Annotated in this window: 25 protein-coding genes; 7 read left to right on the top strand and 18 right to left on the bottom strand. The window is 60.8% G+C overall.

Features of this window, described 5'->3' with window-relative positions; translation table 11 throughout:
* Positions 1-41 precede the first annotated feature (41 nt).
* Complete coding sequence (rpoH, locus tag POF45_RS14035) at positions 42-896, top strand: RNA polymerase sigma factor RpoH (protein WP_003176698.1); 855 nt, start codon at positions 42-44, stop codon at positions 894-896.
* Positions 897-1081: 185 nt separating this feature from the next.
* Here rpoH and mtgA read toward each other — a convergent pair whose 3' ends face one another.
* A complete protein-coding gene (gene mtgA, locus POF45_RS14030) occupies positions 1082-1804 on the bottom strand; it encodes a monofunctional biosynthetic peptidoglycan transglycosylase (protein ID WP_259497287.1) in 723 nt (240 codons plus the stop codon).
* Positions 1805-1878: 74 nt separating this feature from the next.
* Between mtgA and POF45_RS14025 the strand changes: the two genes are divergently transcribed.
* The 4 genes from POF45_RS14025 to trmB all read left to right on the top strand — a co-directional run bounded on the left by POF45_RS14025 (position 1879) and on the right by trmB (position 4131).
* Positions 1879-2250, top strand: a complete 372-nt coding sequence (locus POF45_RS14025; protein WP_282315891.1) for a DUF423 domain-containing protein — start codon at positions 1879-1881, stop codon at positions 2248-2250.
* A 90-nt stretch (positions 2251-2340) separates the two neighbouring features.
* A complete protein-coding gene (thiS, locus tag POF45_RS14020; protein ID WP_008026157.1) occupies positions 2341-2541 on the top strand; it encodes a sulfur carrier protein ThiS in 201 nt (66 codons plus the stop codon).
* A gap of 60 nt (positions 2542-2601) precedes the next feature.
* Positions 2602-3396 carry a thiazole synthase gene (locus tag POF45_RS14015; protein WP_282315890.1) on the top strand — a complete coding sequence of 265 codons (795 nt, stop codon included), beginning with the start codon at positions 2602-2604 and terminating at the stop codon, positions 3394-3396.
* A gap of 9 nt (positions 3397-3405) precedes the next feature.
* The gene (gene trmB / locus POF45_RS14010; RefSeq protein WP_259497284.1) at positions 3406-4131 is read left to right on the top strand and encodes a tRNA (guanosine(46)-N7)-methyltransferase TrmB; all 726 of its coding nucleotides are present in this window, start codon (positions 3406-3408) and stop codon (positions 4129-4131) included.
* 130 nt (positions 4132-4261) lie between these two features.
* Here trmB and POF45_RS14005 read toward each other — a convergent pair whose 3' ends face one another.
* The 10 genes from POF45_RS14005 to POF45_RS13960 form a co-directional block, all read right to left on the bottom strand.
* On the bottom strand, positions 4262-4585 hold the full coding sequence (locus tag POF45_RS14005) for a DUF3392 domain-containing protein (protein WP_259497282.1): 324 nt from the start codon (positions 4583-4585) through the stop codon (positions 4262-4264).
* Between the two features lie 22 nt (positions 4586-4607).
* Positions 4608-5813 (bottom strand): radical SAM family heme chaperone HemW, encoded by a 1206-nt coding sequence (gene hemW / locus POF45_RS14000; RefSeq protein WP_282315889.1) that lies wholly within the window; start codon positions 5811-5813, stop codon positions 4608-4610.
* Positions 5810-6406: an RdgB/HAM1 family non-canonical purine NTP pyrophosphatase gene (gene rdgB, locus POF45_RS13995; RefSeq protein WP_282315888.1), complete on the bottom strand. Its 597-nt coding sequence runs from the start codon at positions 6404-6406 to the stop codon at positions 5810-5812. Before rdgB ends, hemW begins: the two co-directional genes overlap by 4 nt.
* On the bottom strand, positions 6403-6837 hold the full coding sequence (locus tag POF45_RS13990; protein WP_259497279.1) for a DUF4426 domain-containing protein: 435 nt from the start codon (positions 6835-6837) through the stop codon (positions 6403-6405). Before POF45_RS13990 ends, rdgB begins: the two co-directional genes overlap by 4 nt.
* 26 nt (positions 6838-6863) lie before the next feature.
* Positions 6864-7484 carry a methionine biosynthesis protein MetW gene (metW, locus tag POF45_RS13985; protein ID WP_259497278.1) on the bottom strand — a complete coding sequence of 207 codons (621 nt, stop codon included), beginning with the start codon at positions 7482-7484 and terminating at the stop codon, positions 6864-6866.
* A gap of 7 nt (positions 7485-7491) precedes the next feature.
* Positions 7492-8631: a homoserine O-succinyltransferase MetX gene (metX, locus tag POF45_RS13980; RefSeq protein WP_259497277.1), complete on the bottom strand. Its 1140-nt coding sequence runs from the start codon at positions 8629-8631 to the stop codon at positions 7492-7494.
* Between the two features lie 183 nt (positions 8632-8814).
* The gene (locus POF45_RS13975; RefSeq protein ID WP_282315887.1) at positions 8815-9111 is read right to left on the bottom strand and encodes a DUF167 domain-containing protein; all 297 of its coding nucleotides are present in this window, start codon (positions 9109-9111) and stop codon (positions 8815-8817) included.
* Positions 9111-9698, bottom strand: a complete 588-nt coding sequence (locus POF45_RS13970; protein WP_259497275.1) for a YggT family protein — start codon at positions 9696-9698, stop codon at positions 9111-9113. The genes POF45_RS13975 and POF45_RS13970 overlap by 1 nt, the downstream gene beginning before the upstream one ends.
* A gap of 24 nt (positions 9699-9722) precedes the next feature.
* The gene (gene proC / locus POF45_RS13965; protein WP_259497274.1) at positions 9723-10541 is read right to left on the bottom strand and encodes a pyrroline-5-carboxylate reductase; all 819 of its coding nucleotides are present in this window, start codon (positions 10539-10541) and stop codon (positions 9723-9725) included.
* Positions 10542-10587: 46 nt separating this feature from the next.
* Positions 10588-11268: a YggS family pyridoxal phosphate-dependent enzyme gene (locus tag POF45_RS13960; RefSeq protein WP_259497273.1), complete on the bottom strand. Its 681-nt coding sequence runs from the start codon at positions 11266-11268 to the stop codon at positions 10588-10590.
* 56 nt (positions 11269-11324) lie between these two features.
* On the opposite strand from POF45_RS13960, the gene POF45_RS13955 reads away from it, so the two are divergent.
* Entirely contained in the window at positions 11325-12359 is a 1035-nt protein-coding gene (locus POF45_RS13955; protein WP_259497272.1) for a type IV pilus twitching motility protein PilT, read from the top strand.
* A gap of 207 nt (positions 12360-12566) precedes the next feature.
* Here the strand turns inward: POF45_RS13955 and POF45_RS13950 are convergent, their stop codons facing one another.
* Positions 12567-13193 (bottom strand): C40 family peptidase, encoded by a 627-nt coding sequence (locus tag POF45_RS13950; RefSeq protein WP_259497271.1) that lies wholly within the window; start codon positions 13191-13193, stop codon positions 12567-12569.
* Positions 13194-13443: 250 nt separating this feature from the next.
* Here POF45_RS13950 and POF45_RS13945 point away from each other — a divergent pair, with 250 nt between their 5' ends.
* The gene (locus POF45_RS13945; protein WP_259497270.1) at positions 13444-13875 is read left to right on the top strand and encodes a TM2 domain-containing protein; all 432 of its coding nucleotides are present in this window, start codon (positions 13444-13446) and stop codon (positions 13873-13875) included.
* Positions 13876-13958: 83 nt separating this feature from the next.
* Here the strand turns inward: POF45_RS13945 and POF45_RS13940 are convergent, their stop codons facing one another.
* From POF45_RS13940 to POF45_RS13915, 6 genes are all read right to left on the bottom strand, one after another.
* Complete coding sequence (locus tag POF45_RS13940; RefSeq protein WP_282315885.1) at positions 13959-15230, bottom strand: dihydroorotase; 1272 nt, start codon at positions 15228-15230, stop codon at positions 13959-13961.
* Positions 15227-16231, bottom strand: coding sequence for an aspartate carbamoyltransferase catalytic subunit (locus POF45_RS13935; RefSeq protein WP_007913665.1), 1005 nt, complete (start codon positions 16229-16231; stop codon positions 15227-15229). Before POF45_RS13935 ends, POF45_RS13940 begins: the two co-directional genes overlap by 4 nt.
* Positions 16232-16258: 27 nt before the next feature.
* Positions 16259-16765, bottom strand: coding sequence for a bifunctional pyr operon transcriptional regulator/uracil phosphoribosyltransferase PyrR (pyrR, locus tag POF45_RS13930; protein ID WP_282315884.1), 507 nt, complete (start codon positions 16763-16765; stop codon positions 16259-16261).
* A gap of 90 nt (positions 16766-16855) precedes the next feature.
* Entirely contained in the window at positions 16856-17293 is a 438-nt protein-coding gene (gene ruvX / locus POF45_RS13925) for a Holliday junction resolvase RuvX (RefSeq protein ID WP_282315883.1), read from the bottom strand.
* Positions 17293-17865, bottom strand: coding sequence for a YqgE/AlgH family protein (locus tag POF45_RS13920; RefSeq protein WP_259497267.1), 573 nt, complete (start codon positions 17863-17865; stop codon positions 17293-17295). The genes ruvX and POF45_RS13920 overlap by 1 nt, the downstream gene beginning before the upstream one ends.
* A 1164-nt stretch (positions 17866-19029) precedes the next feature.
* Positions 19030-19929: an energy transducer TonB gene (locus POF45_RS13915; RefSeq protein WP_259497266.1), complete on the bottom strand. Its 900-nt coding sequence runs from the start codon at positions 19927-19929 to the stop codon at positions 19030-19032.
* Positions 19930-19990: the final 61 nt, after the last annotated feature.

Below are 19990 nucleotides of genomic sequence, written 5' to 3'. Positions count from 1 at the left end.
TGCTGAACTGCACGAGTTATGTAAGTCGGAGGTTTTTTCGTATGACCACTTCTTTGCAACCTGCTTATGCTCTGGTCCCGGGCGCGAACCTGGAAGCCTATGTGCACACGGTGAACAGCATTCCATTGCTGACTCCCGAGCAGGAGCGTGAACTGGCCGAGAGTCTCTATTATGAGCAGGATTTGGGGGCGGCTCGGCAGATGGTGCTCGCCCACCTGCGTTTTGTCGTACACATTGCCCGTAGCTATTCCGGCTACGGTCTGGCCCAGGCTGACCTGATCCAGGAAGGCAACGTCGGTCTGATGAAAGCCGTGAAGCGCTTCAACCCGGAAATGGGCGTGCGCCTGGTGTCTTTTGCGGTGCACTGGATCAAGGCGGAAATTCACGAGTTCATCCTGCGCAACTGGCGCATCGTGAAAGTCGCGACCACCAAGGCCCAGCGCAAGCTGTTCTTCAACCTGCGCAGCCAGAAGAAGCGTCTGGCCTGGCTGAACAACGAGGAAGTCCACCGTGTGGCGGAAAGCCTCGGCGTAGAGCCGCGTGAAGTACGCGAGATGGAAAGTCGCCTGACCGGCCATGACATGGCCTTCGACCCGGCTGCCGAAGCAGACGACGACAGTGCCTTCCAGTCGCCGGCCAACTACCTGGAAGACCACCGGTACGACCCGGCGCGTCAACTGGAAGATGCCGACTGGAGCGACAACTCCAATCACAACCTGCACGAAGCGCTGGAAGTGCTGGACGACCGCAGCCGTGACATCCTCTACCAGCGCTGGCTGGCAGAAGAAAAGGCCACGCTGCATGACCTGGCGCAGAAGTACAACGTGTCGGCCGAGCGTATTCGTCAGCTTGAGAAGAGCGCGATGAACAAGCTCAAGTTGTCGATTGCCGCTTAACCCGCGCAACCGGCAATAAAAAACGCCCCGATCATTGATCGGGGCGTTTTTGTTTATAAGCTCAACACCAAACCCTTGTGGGAGCGAGCCTGCTCGCGAATGCGGAAGATCAGTCAACATCAATGTTGAATGGGGCACCGTATTCGCGAGCAGGGGATTTTTGGTGTTTGGGAGATAGTGAGCAGTTATTGAGCCCAAGGCGCCCGACGCGAATCATTGAGCCCCAACAGATAGCTATCCCCACCCAACTGACTCATCTGCTGCCGAATCCACCCGGCCCGACGCGACACGTAGCTGGTCGGATGACTGGCGCTCCACACCCGTGGATTTGGCAGCACCGCCGCCAGATAACTGGCCTGCTGCCGAGACAGCGACCTGGCACTCACACCAAAGTGATGCCGGGCCGCCGCTTCGGCGCCAAAGACCCCGTCATCCCACTCGACGCTGTTCAAATACACCTCAAGAATCCGCTGCTTGGGCCAGAACACTTCGATCAATCCGGTAAACCAGGCTTCCAGCCCTTTGCGCAGCCAGCTGCGGCCGGACCACAAAAACAGGTTTTTCGAGACCTGCTGACTCAGGGTGCTCGCCCCACGAATCGACCCGCCAAGCTCGTTGTGGGTCAGCGCGGCCTGGATTGCACCGAAGTCAAAACCCCAATGCTCCGGGAATTTCTGATCTTCCCCGGCCATCACCGCGACTTTCAGGTCGTCGGAAATCTCATCCCATGGTTTCCAGGTCCGTTGCAGATCGATGGGTTCGCCGTCGACCCACGATTCAATCTTGCGCTCGACCATCAACGCCGTGCCCGGTGGCGGCACCACGCGAAAGATCAACACCAGCAATACACTGCCAGCCACAAACCAGAGCAGGGCTTTTGTGAAACGACGAAAAATTAAACGCAGCATAGAGATGGCTTGGCCGAACCCGTTGAGCGGGCCATTATACAGACCCTGTTGATCGAGTCTGACTGGAGTTTTTCATGCTGCGTGGCTTCCTGATGCTGGCTGCCTTTTTCGGCTTCACCGGTGTTGCCCTGGGTGCATTTGCCGCCCACGGCCTGAAAAACCGCCTGACGCCCGAGTACCTGGCGATATTCCACACCGGCGTCACCTACCAGTTGGTGCACACCCTGGCGCTGCTGGGTGTGGCGCTACTGGCCACGCAGATTCCCGGCAAGTTGATCACTTGGGCAGGCGCCTCGTTTGCGATCGGCATCGTGCTGTTCTCCGGCAGTCTTTACCTGCTGACAGCCACGGGCATCAGCAAGCTCGGCATCATCACGCCATTCGGCGGGCTGGCGTTTCTGGTGGGCTGGTTCTGCCTGGGACTCGCCGCCTGGCGGTTGAGCTGACCGCATGGTCCATTTCATGACGAATGGCTTGGGTCGCCAAGACTGATCGGGCTAGAATGCCTGCCCCTAAAAATGATGGCGGCATCCGGCATGCGCATTCAGTTGAACGGCGAATCCCTTGAACTGCCCGACGGTGAAACCGTTGCGGCCCTGCTGACCCGTCTGGAACTGACCGGACGCCGGGTGGCGGTCGAGCTCAATCTGGATATCGTCCCGCGCAGCCAACATGCCGACACCACGCTGAACGACGGTGACAGCGTCGAAGTCGTGCACGCCATCGGCGGCGGCTAGTCGCCCGGCCCGCAAGGGCACAGAATTCTGCAAGAACCTCACCCCAACAGAGGATTTCCCATGAGCATCGTTCGTAGCGACAAGCCCTTCGTTCTGGCCGGTCGTACTTACCAGTCGCGTCTGCTGGTAGGCACCGGCAAGTACCGTGACATGGAAGAAACCCGCCTGGCCATCGAAGCCTCGGGTGCCGAGATTGTCACCTTCGCCGTACGCCGCACCAACCTCGGCCAGAATCCGGGCGAGCCGAACCTGCTGGATGTCCTGTCGCCGGATCGCTACACCTTCCTGCCTAATACCGCGGGTTGCTTCGATGCCATCGAGGCCGTGCGCACCTGCCGCCTGGCCCGTGAGCTGCTCGGCGGCCATAACCTGGTGAAGCTGGAAGTGCTGGCGGACCAGAAAACCCTGTTTCCCAACGTGATCGAAACCCTCAAGGCCGCCGAAGTGCTGGTCAAGGAAGGCTTCGACGTGATGGTGTACACCAGCGACGACCCGATCATCGCCCGTCAACTGGCGGAAATCGGCTGCATCGCGGTGATGCCGCTCGCCGGTCTGATCGGCACGGGCCTGGGGATCTGCAATCCGTACAACCTGCGGATCATCCTCGAAGAAGCGAAAATTCCGGTGCTGGTGGATGCCGGTGTTGGTACTGCCTCCGACGCCACCATCGCCATGGAACTGGGCTGCGAAGCGGTGCTGATGAACTCGGCCATCGCTCACGCCCAGCAGCCGGTCATGATGGCTGAAGCCATGAAACACGCCATCGTCGCAGGTCGCCTGGCCTACCTCGCCGGTCGCATGCCGAAAAAACTCTATGCCAGCGCCTCCTCGCCGCTGGATGGTCTGATCAAGTAAGAGCCATTGATGACTGAATCAAACGACACGCCAATCCAGACGGAAGAAGGCGACGAGCGCCAACACCGCCGCATCAAGAGTTTTGTGATGCGCGCCGGTCGCATGACCGAAGGCCAGCAAAAAGGCCTGGAGCAAGGCACGCCACTGTTCGTGCTGCCATTGGCGGATGCACCGGTGGATTTCGACCAGGTGTTCGGCCGTTCGGCGCCGCGCTCCCTGGAAATCGGCTTTGGCATGGGCCATTCGCTGCTGGAAATGGCTGCGGCTTCGCCTGAGCAGGATTTCATTGGCGTCGAGGTTCACCGTCCGGGTGTCGGCGCGCTGCTCAATGGCGTGCTGACTCAGGGCCTGACCAACCTGCGGGTCTACGATTGCGACGCGATCGAAGTGCTCAATCGCTGCGTGGCCGACAACAGCCTTGATCGCCTGATGCTGTTTTTCCCGGATCCATGGCACAAGAGTCGCCACCACAAGCGCCGCATTGTTCAGGCGTCGTTTGCTGAGCTGGTGCGCAGCAAGTTGAAGGTCGGCGGTGTGCTGCACATGGCCACCGACTGGGAACCGTATGCCGAGTACATGTTGGAAGTGATGAACGTCGCACCGGGTTACCGCAACCTGGCCGAAGACGGCAAATGCGTCCCGCGCCCGACCGAACGCCCGATCACCAAGTTCGAACGCCGCGGCGAACGGCTTGGGCATGGCGTGTGGGATCTGAAGTTCGAAAAACAGTCCTAAGCCATAACGCATAACAATGTGGGAGCGAGCTTGCTCGCGATAGCGGTATAACAGTCAACACAGATGTTGAATGTTATGGCCTCATCGCGAGCAAGCCCGCTCCCACATTTGCTTTGTGTACTGTTTCGAATCAGCGGCGATCTGCCACGACGCCAATGAGCACCAGCACCACCAACAACACTGGCGCCAGGCTGTAGTTGTTGAACTGGCTCAAGCCGCGAATGATCCACGGCGTGGCATAGATCAGCGCCGCGCCGCTGCCGATCACGCACAGCAGGGCCATCAGCGGGACGCGCAAGGCGCCGGCGATGCTGCCCAGGCGTTGCTCGACCCAGCCTTTGAAGTCCGCACCGAACAGCACCAGCAGGCAACCGACCAGCGCCAGGGAGATTTCCGACAGGTTGCTGCGGCTCCAACGGGACACGGTGGCGAGCAGGTCGAGTATCAAATCCATTGGTTTTCCCTTAAGGCTGAAATCAGCTCAGAAATTTTTGCAGCAAGTCGTTGAGAAACAGTTGTCCGCGGTCCGTGGCCGCCAGACGTGACGGTTCGACCTGCAACAGGCCACTTTGTTCTGCATCGAGACGGCCTTCTGCGAGGCTTTCCAGGCTCAGCCCGGTTCGTTCCGGGTACAGCCGCGATTCCACACCGTCTGTCAGGCGCAGAGCGTTCATCAGGAACTCGAACGGCAGTTCGTCATTGGTCAGGGCTTTCTCACCGGCCTGGAAATTCTTCGCCGGGTTGAGATAGTCCTTGGGCAGGCGGGTCTTCCAGGTGCGCACGATGCGCCCGTCCGGATGACTGAGCTTGCCGTGGGCGCCAGCACCGATGCCAATGAAGTCGCCGAAGCTCCAGTAATTGAGGTTATGCCGCGCCGGACGACCGGGCTGGGCATAGGCCGACACTTCGTATTGCGCGTAACCGTGTTCGGCGAGCAGTGCCTGACCGGCTTCCTGAATGTCCCACAGCGTGTCGTCTTCCGGCAGTGTCGGTGGCTGGTTCCAGAACACGGTGTTCGGCTCCAGCGTCAGCTGATACCAGGACAAGTGGGTCGGCTTCAGTGCGATGGCCTGGCGCAGGTCGCTCAGGGCATCGTCCAGGGACTGATCGGGCAAGCCGTGCATCAGGTCCAGGTTGAAGTTGTCGAACCCGGCCTGACGGGCCATGCCGGCGGCACGCACCGCTTCGTCACCGTTGTGAATCCGCCCCAGTGCCTTGAGTTTCGCCTCCTGAAAGCTCTGGATACCAATCGACAGGCGATTGATGCCCAGCGCCCGGTAGGCGACGAACTTCTCCTGCTCGAAGGTGCCGGGGTTGGCTTCCAGAGTGATTTCGATGTCGTTGGCAAACGCAATGCGTTGCTCGACGCCTTTGAGCAGCCGGCCCAGTGCTGGCGCGCTGAACAGGCTCGGCGTGCCGCCGCCGAAGAAGATCGAACTCAGCTCGCGGCCGTAAACCGCGTGCAGGTCCTGATCAAGGTCGGCCAGCAATGCATCGACATACTCTTCTTCCGGCAGCACGGGGCTGGCGGTGTGGGAGTTGAAGTCGCAATAAGGGCATTTACGCACGCACCACGGGATATGGATGTACAGCGCCAAGGGCGGCAGCACTGGGAGCGCGCCCCGTGGCGATTGTGCGCCGCCGCCGAAGATCAGCGGCGACGCGGACGAGTCATGGGTCATTTCAGTCCCAGACGCTGGCGCAGCAGATCCATTGCACGGGCGCGGTGGCTGATCTGGTTCTTGTCGCCTGGGCTCAGCTCGGCGCTGGAGCAATCACGCTCCGGCACCCAGAACAGCGGATCGTAACCAAAACCGTGTTCGCCGCTGGCCTGTGTCAGGATGCGCCCGTGCCACAGGCCTTCGCAGAGGATCGGCAACGGATCGTCGGCGTGACGCACCAGCGCCAGGACGCAGACGAACTGCGCGCCGCGCTCGGCTTCAGGCACGTCTTTCAACGCATCGAGCAATTTGGCGTTGTTCGCCGCATCGCCCTTGCCGTCGGCATAACGGGCCGAATAGATGCCAGGCGCGCCGCCCAGGAAATCCACCGCCAGCCCCGAATCATCGGCCAGCGCTGGCAAGCCGGAGATGCGCGCGGCATTACGCGCCTTGAGAATGGCGTTCTCGACGAACGACAGGCCGGTTTCTTCGGGCTCGACACTGCTGAACTCGCCGATCGAGCGCAGTTGCACCGATTCGCCGAGCATGGCCTGGAGTTCCTTGAGTTTGCCGGCGTTATGGCTGGCCAGTACGAGTTGCGTGAAGTTCATCATTCGCCGGGGAAAAGCTCTTGGTTGAAATTGATGGTGTTGATTTTGTCACCGGTCTGCACCTTGATCTCGAAAGTACGGACTTCCTGCTGATCGACCGGGTATTGCGCGATGTAGTAGACCGCGCCTTGTTCAGTGACCTGTTTGAACTTCAGCGTCACGCTTTGGCTGGTCAGGTCTTTGACTTCGCCTGTGACATTGGCGACCAGCGGCTTGCCGTCCTTGATCACCGAGACGTTGATCACGCCCTGGTTCTTGCTGCGGATCAGTTCGGCGGCCTTGGCAATATCCGGCTGCAAATAGGTGGAGTTGAAAGTGTTGTAATGCACCGTCACATCACCAAAGGTTTCCTGACGTTCGCCCTTGATCACATCAGCGGCCATGGCGGTGACGCTCAGGCAGGCAGTAAGTACAAATAGCGCTAGACGACCCATGATCGTTCTCCTTGAAATATCGTGGTTCAGACCGCGATCTTGTGGTCCGCAAGCCCGGGGCTGCTGACGCGGTAGATACCAATCTCACCTAATAGATTAGGCCATAGCTTACTGGCCCACCCGTGTCGGTGCTGTTGATCCACGGCAAGCCGATCAATGACCTTGGCTTCACGTTCACGGCACAGTTCTTCAAAGTCGCCGAAAGTACAGAAGTGGATGTTCGGTGTGTTGTACCAGGTGTACGGCAGAAACTCGGAAACCGGCATCCGCCCCTTGCTCGCCAGGTACCAGCGGCAGCGCCAGTGACCGAAGTTGGGGAAGGTGATGATGCACTGGCGGCCGACCCGCAGCATTTCGTCGAGAATCTTGTCCGGGTAATGCACCGCTTGCAGTGCCTGGGTCATGACCACGATGTCGAAGCTGTTGCTGGCAAAGTTGCCCAGGCCTTTGTCCAGGTCCTGTTCGATGACGTTGATGCCCTTGGCCACGCACTCGGCGATGTTGTCCGGGTCGTTTTCCAGGCCATAGCCGGTGACTTGCTTGTTATCGCGCAGCCAGGTCAGCAACTCGCCATCACCGCACCCGAGGTCGAGCACGCGGCTGCCGGCGGGGATCCATTCCTGGATGATTTCCAGATCAGCTCTCATGGCTTGTTCACACCGTAATTCGGTTCATGTAATTGCCGAACGCCTGCAAATAGCGCGGGATCGGAATCAGAAAGGCGTCGTGGCCTTGCGGTGCGTCGATTTCCAGGTAGCAGACGTCTTTGCGCGCCGCCATCAGGGCATCCACCAGTTCCCGCGAGCGGGCAGGGGAGAAGCGCCAGTCGGTGGTGAAGGACATCACGCAGAACTTGGCGGTGGCACCGGCGAAGGTCTTCGCCAGGTCATCGTTGAAGTTCGCCGCCGGGTCGAAGTAGTCCAAGGCCTTGGTCATCAGCAGGTAAGTGTTGGCGTCAAAACGCCCGGAGAACTCTTCACCTTGATAACGCAGGTAGCTTTCGACCTGGAACTCGACGCTGTGGAAGTCGTAGTTGAGCTTCTCGCTCTTGAGGCCCCGGCCGAATTTCTCGCCCATCGAGTCGTCGGACAGATAAGTGATATGCCCGACCATCCGCGCCAGCATCAAGCCGCGCTTGGGAATCACGCCCGCTTCCTGGAACGAACCGCCGTGGAATTCGGGGTCGGTGAGGATCGCCTGGCGTGCCACTTCGTTGAAAGCGATGTTCTGCGCCGACAGCTTCGGTGCCGAGGCGATGGCCAGGCAGTGCCGGATGCGATCCGGGTAGCTGATGCTCCATTGCATGGCTTGCATGCCGCCGAGGCTGCCGCCGATCACGGCTGCCCACTGGCGAATGCCGATCAAGTCGGCCAGACGGGCCTGACTGTGCACCCAGTCTTCCACGGTCAGCACCGGGAAATCGGCGCCGAATGGCTTGCCGGTCTCGGGGTTGATGCTGCTCGGGCCGGTGGAGCCATTGCAGCCGCCGAGGTTGTTCAGGCTGACCACGAAGAACCGCGAGGTGTCGATGGGCTTGCCGGGGCCGATGCAACTGTCCCACCAACCGGGTTTTCGGTCGTCGGGGCTGTGGAAACCAGCTGCGTGGTGATGGCCGGACAGGGCGTGGCAGATCAGCACGGCGTTGCTCGCCGTGGCGTTCAGCGTGCCATAGGTTTCGTAGATCAGGTCATAGGCCGGGAGCGAGCGACCGCAGGCCAGGGCCAGGGGTTCGCTGAAGTGCGCCACTTGCGGCGTCACCAGACCAACAGAATCGGGGGGGAAGGCAGTTGGCATCGACCCTGCTCTCGTTGAAATGAGGCGTAAGTCTAAAGACCGCTGTGGCTAGCGGCAAGCAAAGGCCTGAGCCGATTTTTCTCAATCGGACCGAGGCGATGCCATCGCGGGCAAGCCACGCTCCCACACAGAACTCATTCCAATGTGGGAGCGTGGCTTGCCCGCGAATGAACGATGACGCGGTCAGCCTGCCGGGCGCATTAAATCAGGCAATTCCGGCAACTGTTTCGGCGAACGGATCCGCACGCGCTTTTGCCGGTTCAACTCGCCGCTGATCAGGTTCACCTGGCTTTTGGAAACCCCAAATGCCTTGGCCAGAAACGCCATCAGATACGCATTGGCCTTGCCTTCAACAGGCGGCGCGGTCAGGCGGATTTTCAGTCGATCGCCGTGCAGCCCGCAGAAATCATCGCTGCGGGCTGCCGGTTGCAGGTGACATTCCAGAATCAGATCGTCACCGTCCCAGCGGAAGTAGCTCATCAGATCAGGCCGAGCAACCCGTTTGGCATCATTGCGTAGTACGCAAGGCGCGGGATCAGCCAGCTTTGCAGCAACTGGATCACGATAAACGCGAAGATCGGCGAGATGTCGAGGCCGCCCAGGTTCGGGATGATCCGGCGGAACGGCGCGAGTACCGGTTCAGTAATCTGGGCAACCAGCTCTGCGCCCGGATTGTGGCTCCCCGGGGCGACCCAGGACAGAATCACACTGATGATCATCGCGTAGAACAGAATGTTCAAAAACAGCGAGAAAATGGCGATCAGCGACCAAGGCACCAGGAACAGCCAGTCGACCATGAAGCCTTTGAGAAACAGGATCACCGCTATCAGCAGCATCTGCACGATCAGCGCCAATACCAATGACGACATATCCAGCCCGAACATGCTCGGGATGATGCGGCGCAGTGGCTTGAGCAGCGGTTGAGTGGCTTTCACGACGAACTGGCACAGCGGGTTGTAAAAGTTCGCCCGAACCAATTGCAGGATGAAGCGCATCAGTACGATCAGCAGGTACAGGCTACCCAGGGTTTTAATTACGAAAACGGCAGCGTCATTGAGTCCAAGCATCATTGATTCCTTTGTAAGAACTGATTAGCGGCCAAGTTGTTCGGCCATTTCGGCCGAGCGATGTGCGGCGGCACCGAGTGCTTTTTCGACCAGCGCTTCGAAGCCGCCAGCCTGGAACGATTTGATCGCTGCTTCCGTGGTGCCTGCAGGCGAGGTGACGCGGCGACGCAGTTCGGCGGCATCGACGTCACTGGCGACCGCCATATGCGCGGCGCCCAGTGCGGTTTGCACGGTCAGCTGGGCGGCGATGTCGGCTGGCAGGCCCAGTTTGACGCCAGCGGCAGTCATGGCTTCGATCAGCAGGAAGAAGTACGCCGGGCCGCTGCCGGACACGGCGGTGACCGCGTCCAGTTGCTGCTCTTCGTTCAGCCACAAGGCGATGCCGACGGCGGACAGCAGCTCTTCGGCCTGCTGGCGTTGCTCGGCGGTCACGTCGGCGGTGGCATACAGACCGCTTACGCCCTGACGCAGCAGCGCCGGGGTGTTGGGCATGCAGCGCACAATCGGTTGCTCGCCCAGCCAGTTGTTCATGCTGGCGCAGGTGATGCCTGCCGCAATCGAAACCACCAACTGATGAGGCTTGAGGCTTGGACGAATGGTTTCGCACACGGCTTTCATCATCTGGGGTTTGACCGCCAGTACGACGACGTCCGCGCCTTCAATGGCTTGGGCGTTGTCGGCGAACACTTCGATGCCGTGCTCAGCGCTTACGCGAGCGCGGGTCTCTGCGCCTGGGGCGCTGGCGCGGATGTGGGCCGCGTCCAGGCCTTTGGCGCGCAGGCCGCCGATCAGGCTCGCGGCCATGTTGCCGGCACCGATAAAGGCGATACGAGTCTTGCTCATGTCAGGTCCTTGTTCAGAAGTGTGTCAGTCATGGCTGGCTATGCATTTAATGAGAGCCGCGAGTGCCAAACAGGGCCGTACCGATACGGACCCAGGTGGCGCCTTGAGCGATGGCCGACTCAAGGTCGTGGCTCATGCCCATGGACAGTGTGTCGAGCGGCAGATTGAGACTGGCTTGCAGGCTTTGAACGGCAGCGAAAGCGGCATCCTGGGCAGCGCGATCTTCAGTCGGCTCAGGGATCGCCATCAGGCCTCGCAATTTAATGTGCGGCAAAGCACTGATGGCACTGGCCAGGGCCGGCAGATCGGCCGCAGTGCAGCCGGATTTGCTGGCCTCACCGCTGACGTTGACCTGAATGCAGATGTTCAGCGGGGGCAAATCGGCGGGACGTTGTTCGGACAGACGTTGTGCGATTTTCAAACGGTCCACGGAGTGCACCCAGTCGAAGTGCTCGGCGATAGCGCGAGTCTTGTTCGATTGAATGGGGCCGATGAAGTGCCAGATCAAGGGCAGGTCGGTCAATTCGAGTTGTTTGCCCAGTGCTTCCTGCAGGTAGTTCTCGCCGAAATCGCGCAGCCCGGCGGCATACGCTTCGCGCACAGCCTCGGCGGGCTTGGTCTTGCTCACGGCCAGCAATTGAACGCTGTGCTCGTCACGTTGGGCGGCGAGTGTTGCGCTGTGTATGCGCGAACTAACCCGTGCGATGTTGTCTGCTATCGTGGACATCAAGAGGCGCCAGCGGTCTGAAGGTTCGCGGCATTCTACTGGAATTGAGGAGCGCTATGGATATCACTGAACTGTTGGCATTCAGCGCCAAACAGGGGGCGTCCGACCTGCACCTGTCTGCCGGCCTGCCACCGATGATCCGCGTCGATGGCGATGTGCGACGCATCAACCTGCCGGCCCTGGATCACAAACAGGTGCACGAGCTGATCTACGACATCATGAACGACACCCAGCGGGTGGATTTCGAGAAGCATCTGGAAACCGACTTTTCCTTTGAAGTGCCTGGCGTGGCGCGCTTTCGGGTTAACGCCTTCAACCAGAATCGCGGTGCTGGCGCGGTGTTCCGCACCATTCCCTCGAAAGTCCTGAGCATGGACGACTTGGGCATGGGCGATGTGTTTCGCAAGATAACCGAGGCGCCACGCGGCCTGGTACTGGTGACGGGGCCGACCGGGTCCGGCAAGTCCACGACCCTGGCGGCGATGATCGATTATCTGAACAACAACCGCCATCACCATATTCTCACCATCGAAGACCCAATCGAATTCGTTCACGAATCGCGCAAATGCCTGATCAACCAGCGCGAAGTCCATCGCGATACCCGCAGCTTCGCCACCGCTCTGCGTTCGGCGTTGCGCGAGGACCCGGACGTGATTCTGGTGGGGGAGATGCGTGACCTGGAAACCATTCGCCTGGCCCTGACTGCCGCCGAAACCGGACACCTGGTGTTTGGCACGCTGCACACTACCTCGGCGGCGAAAACCATCGACCGGGTGGTGGACGTGTTTCCGGGGGATGAGAAGTCGATGGTGCGTTCGATGCTTTCAGAGTCGCTGCTGGCGGTGGTGTCCCAGACCCTGGTCAAGAAGATCGGCGGCGGCCGCATCGCGGCGCACGAGATCATGCTCGGCACCTCGGCGATCCGTAACCTGATCCGTGAAGACAAGGTGGCGCAGATGTACTCGTCGATTCAGACCGGCGGGAATCTGGGGATGCAGACGCTGGATATGTGTTTGAAGGAGTTGGTGGCCAAGGGCTTGATCAGCCGCGAGCATGCGCGGGAGAAGGCGCGAACGCCGGATAACTTCTGAGGCGTGGAATGCTGACGCGGGGAGGATTGCCTTTGTGGCGAGGGGCCTTGTCGGAACGCTGCACCGCCCCGTCAGGCTGCAAAACAGTCGCAAAATCTGCTGGTGCGATGTATCTGAGGCGCCAGGGTGTCAGGGGTTAGGGCCGCTGCGCAGCCCAACGGGGCGGTGCGGCGATCCGACAAGCCCCTTGCCACAAGTGCGCGTCTCTCAGCGCTGTACGACGCGCATCTGATGCGGTTCTTTCGGCAGAACCCGCTTGGCCACCACATAGTGGCTTTCCCAGTACGGCTTCTTCAGCGTGTCAATGGTCACCGACTTGCCACGACGCGGTGCGTGGATAAAGCGGTCGTTGCCCAGGTAGATGGCAACGTGATTGACCCGACGGCTCTTGATGTTGAAGAAAATCAGGTCGCCAGGTTTCAGATCCGCGCGTTCGACTTTCTGCCCGTGACCGCTGGCCATGGCGTTCGAGGTGCGCGGCAGGTCGAACGTGGCGTCGTTAAACGCGTATTTCACCAGGCCGCTGCAATCGAACCCTTTACTTGGGCTGCTGCCGCCCCAACGATAAGGCGTACCAAGAACGTTTACGGCGCGGCTCAACACGTTGCTGCTCTGCTTGTTCGCCATGGGCGGAACCAGCTTGCTGTGGGTGTTGGCCTTGGCCAGGGTGGTGCTGTGTTTCGGGGTGTGCTTGTTTTTGCTGGTAGGAGCAGAAACATGAGATTTAGGGGTGAAACCGTTAACGTTGGGAAGACGTTGCTCACGATTGGTGGCGTGGGCAGCCAGTGGCATCAATAGGCAAATGGTTAGCCATGTCTTGAAAAATGGACGCATTAGGCAAGGCTCATATAGGTTAGCGCGCAACTTTATAACAGCTTTTTTGTCTCTTCCGAGGCCGTTGGTCGATTCAACCTGGCGGTCAACTGCGCCAAAGAAGCGGCAGTTTGAAGCAATTGTCGGACAGACGTCAGGTGTTACAAGGCTTTGACAGGTGCGAAGGTAGCATTTGCCATACGTCGGACGCCCGTAAAAAAGTCACAAAGAATTCAAGAATATTTATCTATCGTGTGAATCGAGGTCCTCAATGAACACCTATCAACCCACCGCTGGACAGCAAGACACCCACAGCAAGGTGATCGGTTACCTGCTCTGGATTTTCGGTTTTACCGGTGCTCATCGGTTCTATTACGGCAAGCCGGTGACCGGGACGATCTGGTTTTTCACGTTCGGATTGCTGGGGATTGGCTGGCTGATCGACCTGTTCCTGATCCCGGCCATGGACCGTGAGGCTGACCTGCGTTTTACCGCCGGACCGATCGAATACAGCGTGGCGTGGATCCTGCTGACGTTTCTGGGGGTATTCGGCGTGCACCGGATGTACCAGGGGAAGTGGATCAGCGGCTTGCTGTACCTGGTGACGGGCGGGTTGTTCTTTGTGGGAGTGCTGTATGACTTCTGGACGCTGAATGATCAGGTGTCGGTGCGTAACGCGCAGAATCGCGGCGCTTTCCAGTAATTCATCGCGAGCAAGCTCGCTTCCACAGGGGAACGCATTCCCATGTGGGAGCGAGCCTGCTCGCGAATGCAGGCGACGCGGTCTTAAACCTGGTGGCTAATCCGCCCATCCACCAACGTATACCGCACCACCCCCGGCAAGCTGTGGCCAATAAACGGGCAGTTCTCACCCTTCGACAACCAGGTTTCCCCGGCTACGGTCGAGGCCGTCGGGTCGAACAGCACGATATCCGCCGCCCCCCCCACCGCCAGTTTGCCCGCCGGCAGGCGCAATGCCTCGGCAGGTCCAGCGCTCAAGCGCGCCAGAAGAGTCGGCAAGTCCAGCAAACCGTCTTCCACCAACGTCATCGCCAGCGGCAGCAACAGCTCGACACTGCTGATGCCGGGCTCGGTCGCGCCGAACGGCGCCAACTTGGCGTCCCGTTCGTGTGGCTGGTGATGGCTGGAAATGGCCGAAACCACGCCGGATTTCACCGCAGCACGCAGGCCGTCGCGGTCGGCGCGAGTGCGCAGCGGCGGCTGGACATGGTACAGGCTGCTGAAATCGATCAGCGCTTCGTCAGTCAGGATCAGCTGATACAGCGCCACATCGGCGGTCACCGGCAGCCCGCGTGCCTGGGCCTGAGCGATCAGGGCCACGCCGCGAGCGCTGGTCAACTGGCTGAAGTGCGCGCGCACGCCGCTTTGCTCGACCAGCAGCAGGTCCCGGGCCAGGGCCACGGTTTCGGCGGTTTCCGGAATGCCCGGCAAGCCGAGGAAGCTGGCAGTCGGGCCTTCGTGGGCCAGGCCACCTTCGGCCAGATCATGGTCTTGCGAGTTGAAAATCACCGTCAGGTCGAACGTCGCCGCGTATTCCAGCGCCCGGCATAGCGTGCGGGTATTGCGGAAGCTCTCCAGGCCGTTGCCGAAGGCGACGCAGCCAGCATCGTGCAGCGCGACCAGCTCGGCCAGCTGTTCGCCGTCCAGGCCTTTGCTCAGGGCGCCAATCGGGAACACTTTGGTGTTGCCGGCCTCACGGGCGCGGTCGAGAATCAGTTCGGCCACGGCCGAGGTGTCCAGTACCGGTTTGGTCTTGGGCGGGCAGCACAGGCTGGTCACGCCGCCGGCGGCGGCGGCGCGGGTTTCGCTGGCAATCGAGCCTTTGCGGCTGTAACCCGGTTCGCGCAGGGCGACGTTCAGGTCGACCAGGCCGGGAGCGGCCACCAGGCCGTTGGCCTCGATGGTTTGGACGGCCGTGAAGCCGCCGGGTGCTGCGCCAATCGCGACGATCTTGCAGGCTTCAATATGAATGTCGGTAACTTGATCCAGCCCCGTGGCTGGGTCGATGACGCGTGCGCCGAGAATGCTGAGCTTCACTGGGCGTTCTCCTGCTCGAATTGGCGCTGGGCAGTCTGCCCGCTCATGGCCATGGACAGCACGGCCATACGAATCGCAATACCGTAGGTGACCTGGTTGAGGATCACCGAATGCGGACCGTCGGCCACCGCCGACTCAATCTCCACCCCACGGTTGATCGGCCCCGGGTGCATGACGATGCAGTCCGGTTTGGCCCCGGCCAGGCGCGCAGTGGTCAGGCCGAACAGGCGGTAGAACTCGCCTTCGCTCGGCAGCAGGCCGCCGGTCATGCGCTCGCGTTGCAGACGCAGCATGATCACCACGTCGACATCTTTCAGGCCTTCGGTCATGTCGGTGTAGACCTTCACGCCATATTGCTCGATGCCGATCGGCAGCAGGGTTTTCGGCGCGATCACGCGGATGTCCGGGCAACCGAGGGTCTTCAGGGCCAGCATGTTCGAACGCGCAACCCGCGAGTGCAGGATGTCGCCGACGATGGCCACCGAGAGGTTTTCGAAACCGCCCTTGTGCCGCCGAATGGTGAGCATGTCGAGCATGCCCTGGGTCGGGTGCGCGTGACGGCCATCGCCACCGTTGATGATCGCCACTTGCGGGCAGACATGCTCGGCGATGAAGTGCGCGGCACCGGAGTCGCCGTGACGCACGACAAACATGTCGGCGGCCATGGCTTCCAGGTTGCGCAGGGTGTCGAGCAGCGTTTCACCCTTGCTCGCCGACGATGTCGACACGTTCAGGGTAATCACGTCCGCCGACAACCGCTGGGCTGCCAGTTCGAAAGTGGTGCGGGTGCGGGTGGAGTTCTCGAAGAACACGTTGCACACAGTCTTGCCGCGCAGCAACGGGACTTTCTTCACCGCCCGGGCACCGACTTCGAGGAACGAGTCGGCGGTGTCGAGGATTTCCGTCAGCAGCTCGCGGCGCAGGCCGTCGAGTGAGAGGAAGTGGCGCAGCTGGCCCTGATCATTGAGCTGCAGCGGGCGCTTGGTATCTAGAGGCGTCATCGCGAAGGGGACTCTCAATAGGGCGGATTAAAGGGCAAGGTCTTGCAGTCCAAGCGTGAGCGGCGAGGGGCCGGACAGTTTGACCCGTTCGTGGGCCGCCAGTGTCAGGGTGGCGCCGACCACGTTCGGGCGGATCGGCAGCTCGCCGGCGTCCAGGTCCAGCAGGCAGACCAGCGTCACGCTGGCCGGGCGGCCGTAGTCGAACAGTTCGTTCATCGCGGCGCGAATCGTGCGGCCGCTCATCAGTACGTCGTCGATCAGCACCAGGTGTTGGCCTTCGATCTCGAACGGCAGTGCCGAAGGGCGCACTTGCGGGTGCAGGCCGTTCTGGCTGAAGTCGTCGCGGTAGAAGGACACATCGAGGGTGCCGAGCGGCGAATCGCTGCCCAGTTCATCGAGCAAGGCCTGAGCGACCCAGATGCCACCGGTACGAATGCCGATGTAACGCGGTTCGCTGATGCCACGGTGTTCCAGGTGTGCCTTGAGACGGATCGCCATCTGGCTGATCAGGTCGGCGGGATTGGGCAGGCTCATGGTTGCTCCTTCTTGGGCCCGAGCCCGGCCTTTGAGTCAGGCGTGGGGTTTGGCTCGGGTTGTAGCTAAGAGAGACGCCTTGGCGGCTCTTCAGGATTCGAACAGTGCGGTGTTTTCGTCGAGCCAGCCTTGCAGCAGCAGAGCGGCGGCGATGGCGTCCACCGGGTTGTCGCGGTAACTGCCTTTTTGTCCGCCCCGATCACGCCGCTCGCCCTTGGCTTCAAAGGTGGTCAGGCGCTCGTCGTGGGTATAGAAGGGCAGGTTGTAACGGCCATTGAGGCGGCGGCCGAATTTCTCGGCGCGCAGGCACATGTCACTCGGCGTGCCATCCATGTTCAGCGGCAGACCGACCACCACGGCGTCGGGTTTCCACTCCTTGATCAGAGCTTCGACCTGATTCCAGTCGGGAATGCCGTTTTGCGCCTTCAAGGTGCACAGCTCGCGGGCCTGGCCGGTAATCACCTGGCCGACCGCGACGCCGATCTGTTTGGTGCCGTAATCAAAGCCCAGAATCAAACGCAAGGCCATCAGGCGTGTCCTGCCTGGCTGGTGAGCAGGCTGAGGTTGACGCCCAGGTGCCGGGCTGCCGCTTCCAGGCGCAACTCGCTGCTGGTGTTGAACAGGATGTCGGCGTTGAACGGGCAGGTCAGCCAGGCGTTGTCGGCCAGTTCGGCCTCCAGTTGCCCGGCTTCCCAGCCGGCGTAGCCGAGGGTGATCAGACTTTTCGCCGGGCCGACGCCATCAGCGATGGCAAACAGCACGTCCTGGGACGTCGACAGGGACAACTCGCCTTCCAGATCAACGGTCGCCTGAAAGTGCTTGCCGGACGGGTGCAGGACGAAGCCGCGATCAGTCTGTACCGGGCCGCCAGTGAAGATCGGTACGTGCTGGCAGAGTACTGGCGGTTCGATATCGGGGCGCAGTTGCTCAAGGATGTCGGCCAGATTCAGCTCTTGCGGGCGGTTGACCACCAGCCCCATGGCACCATTGGCCGTGTGCTCGACGATGTAGGTCAAGGTGTGCGCAAAGTTCGGGTCGGCCATGTGAGGCATGGCGATCAGGAAGTGATGCTTGAGGTAACTGGGGCTGACGTTTTTCATGAGCGCTAGTGTGGCGTTGGAGGGGCGAACTGACAAGCTGGGGATACCGCAATTTGCCAGCCAGCATTGATCAAATTTGGCCGCGGGCCCCTGTGGCGAGGGGGCTTGCCCCCGTTCGGCTGCGAAGCAGTCGCCAATCCTTTGATTACGGGTTAGTCAGGCACACCGCGATTGTAGGTTTTGGGGCCGCTTCGCGACCCAACGGGGGCAAGCCCCCTCGCCACAAAAGCTTCCTCGCCACAAAAGTTCGCTCCCGCGAGGGATGGAATGGCGCAATTTGCCAGCCAGCATTGATCAAATTTGGCCGCGGGCCCCTGTGCGAGGGGGCTTGCCCCCGTTCGGCCGCGAAGCAGTCGCCAATCCTTTGATTACGGGTTAGTCAGGCACACCGCGATTGTAGGTTTTGGGGCCGCTTCGCGACCCAACGGGGGCAAGCCCCCTCGCCACAAAAGCTTCCTCGCCACAAAAGTTCGCTCCCGCGAGGGATGGAATGGCGAAATTTGCCAGCCAGCATTGATCAAATTTGGCCGCGGGCCCCTGTGGCGGGGGGGCTTGCCCCCGTTCGGCTGCGAAGCAGTCGTCAATCCTTTGATTACGGGTTAGTCAGGCACACCGCGATTGTAGGTTTTGGGGCCGCTTCGCGACCCAACGGGGGCAAGCCCCCTCGCCACAAAAGCTTCCTCGCCAAGAAAGTTCGCTCCCGCGAGGGATGGAATGGCGCAATTTGCCAGCCAGCATTGATCAAATTTGGCCGCGGGCCCCTGTGGCGAGGGGGCTTGCCCCCGTTCGGCTGCGAAGCAGTCGCCAATCCTTTGATTACGGGTTAGTCAGGCACACCGCGATTGTAGGTTTTGGGGCCGCTTCGCGACCCAACGGGGGCAAGCCCCCTCGCCACAAAAGCCCCCCCGCCAAGAAAGTTCGCTCCCGCGAGGGATGGAATGGCGCAATTTGCCAGCCAGCATTGATCAAATTTGGCCGCGGGCCCCTGTGGCGAGGGGGCTTGCCCCCGTTCGGCTGCGAAGCAGTCGCCAATCCTTTGATTCGGGGTTAGTCAGGCACACCGCGATTGTAGGTTTTGGGGCCGCTTCGCGACCCAACGGGGGCAAGCCCCCTCGCCACAAAAGCCTCCTCGCCAAAAAAGTTCGCTCCCGCGAGGGATGGGTGTCAGTTACTGGAGAGTTTATCCCCGCGCGCAAACTTCCAGGTGCGAATGATTTCCAGCCGGTCAATGTCCGACAAATCCCCGGTAAACGGCGCAAACGGCGCCGCCAGCCTGACGATACGCTGGGCCGCCTGATCCAGCAGCGGTTGCCCGGATGACTCCAGCACCAGCACTTCATACAGCGAACCATCGCGATTGATCGAGACCATCAGCCGCAAGTTGCCGTAGATCTGCTTGCGTCGGGCTTCTTCGGGGTAGTTCAGGTTGCCGATGCGCTCGACTTTCTTGCGCCAGTCGTCTTTGTACCAGGCGCCCTTGTCGCGCATGGTCGAGGCGGCGCTCAAACGGTGGATGCGCGGGCGCTTGGCGTACAGCTGTTGTTCGTTGGCGAGTTCGGCTTCAAGGCTGGCGATGTCGCTGGACAGCTGTGAGCTGTCGAAGGTGGGCGCGGCGACCTGTGGCTTGGTTTCGGCCTTCGGCGATTCGGGCTTGGCGGCGGCTTTTTTCGGCTTGGGCGCGATCGTCGTCACCGCTGCCTTGGGCGCGGCTTCCTGCACTTCAGGCTTGGCAGCGGGTGGCGGGGTGACTTTCTGCACCTTGTTGTCCTGGAACGGCGCGACCTCGGTGGTCTTGGGGATCGCCTTTTTGTCCAGGGTGCCGCTGCCTTGCTGGTTTTCCTGAGCGAGGAAGTCAGCCTTCTTGGGCTTGGTGTCGCTTTTGAACGTGGCGAGGGTGATTTCCAGGGTTTTGCTGATTTGCTTGGGTTCGACCATGGTGAAGCCGACGCCCAGCAGCAAGGCCAGGTGAATCAACGCCGCGAGAAACAGGGTAAATCCGAGGCGATCGGCCGGGCGCACGCCACGATGGGCGAGTTCTGCGGGCAGATCGGACGGAAGTGTCATGACAAGAAAACCAACATCGCGTTTTTCACAGGCCGCGCATGATAACGCAATGTCGGTTTCA

Source organism: Pseudomonas fungipugnans, from assembly GCF_029955235.1.
Lineage (GTDB): Bacteria > Pseudomonadota > Gammaproteobacteria > Pseudomonadales > Pseudomonadaceae > Aquipseudomonas > Aquipseudomonas fungipugnans.
This window is presented reverse-complemented; position numbering and strand designations above follow the sequence as displayed.